This is a genomic window from Vibrio sp. 2134-1, from assembly GCF_033339495.1.
On sequence record NZ_JAWOUS010000103.1, the window covers coordinates 1 to 1199 of the forward strand.

At 47.8% G+C, this 1199-nt stretch carries 1 protein-coding gene and 1 pseudogene; both read right to left on the reverse strand.

The window, feature by feature from the left end:
• Positions 1 to 503 (reverse strand): annotated as a pseudogene (locus tag R7R78_RS24145) (hypothetical protein); the annotation flags it as partial.
• 3 nt (positions 504 to 506) lie between these two features.
• Positions 507 to 1079 carry a sigma-70 family RNA polymerase sigma factor gene (locus R7R78_RS24150; protein WP_005455178.1) on the reverse strand — a complete coding sequence of 191 codons (573 nt, stop codon included), beginning with the start codon at positions 1077 to 1079 and terminating at the stop codon, positions 507 to 509.
• Positions 1080 to 1199 lie beyond the last annotated feature (120 nt).

The window sequence follows — 1199 nt, forward strand, 5'->3', positions numbered from 1 at the left end:
ATCCGAGTTGTGAGCAGGTCACCATCGGGGTCTTCAAACAATTGGTTCAGACTTAACGAATTGCTGATCGGCTTGTTCTGCGTTAGCTCCCAACCATAAATGATGGTTTGCAGTTGCTGTTCGACCGATAGATTGATGATGGGTTTGCTGTTGTTCGCCGCATCAACCTTGGGTTGTGGTGTCACGGCTGTCAGATCGTAAGGGTAGTAACCATCAAACGTATCGAAAGGGTTCTCGGCGACGTTTTGTTGATCGAATGGGGTGGCATTAAGCACAGCATCTAAATCGAGAGAGCTCGAGCCATCCAACGCCGATGTTGTGAGCGCCTGCTTCACCTCAATTAACGACGTACGTTCACCATAGTGATGTTGGCTTTTTCTTTTATCGACAGGAGCGCTGTTTAAAGAGCTGGCCGCAGACGCCATGCTGCTCTCGTCACTTAACAAGTAAACACCCAATAAACCGGCGCCGATCGCGCCGATAATCCACAGTTTCTTGGTCATGATTTATGCGTGTGCCATTCTTGATTGCAGCCAGCTGCGTGAGAACTTGAGGTCTTTTTCGATCAGACTTGCGCTGCACTCTAGCAGTTCGCTGATCTCCTGGTTCTTCATGCCCATCAAGTATTTGAGTTTTAAGGCGCTCGATTGACGTGGGTAGCGTGTGCTAAAGCTATCTAAGGCTTTGTCCATGATGATCAACTGCTCAAAGCGGTCTTCTTCGTCCTTCATCAATGTGATGTGTTGGCGTTTTTGCGCTTGGTGTGAGCGAGCGTTGTCGATCAATATTTGGCGCATGACTTTAGCGGCCATTAAGAAAAAATCACGCTTGGTGGCGATTTCACTCATGTCGCAGTTTGACATCTTTAGGTAAGCATCATGAATCAATGCGGTGGTGCTGTTGACGCTGTCTGCCAATACCATGTTGTCGGTGCCGTATTTTTCGGCGTTGCGCTCACGTTCTTGTTGGGCGATTTTACGCAGTTGCAAATAGGCGAATTGGTACAGCTCGCTTTCGGCTTGTTTATTACCAGACTGCCACTGCTGAATAATGTGGGTTAGGGCTGAAGTCGTTGCCATGGTTATACCTCCTCGCTCACTTTGACAAATTCAGAAATCGTATGCGTTTCAATATGATCAGAACCATCTCGGTTGCGACTAACGTTCTTTTGGTAGCGATACAATATGCCTTGCTCCCAG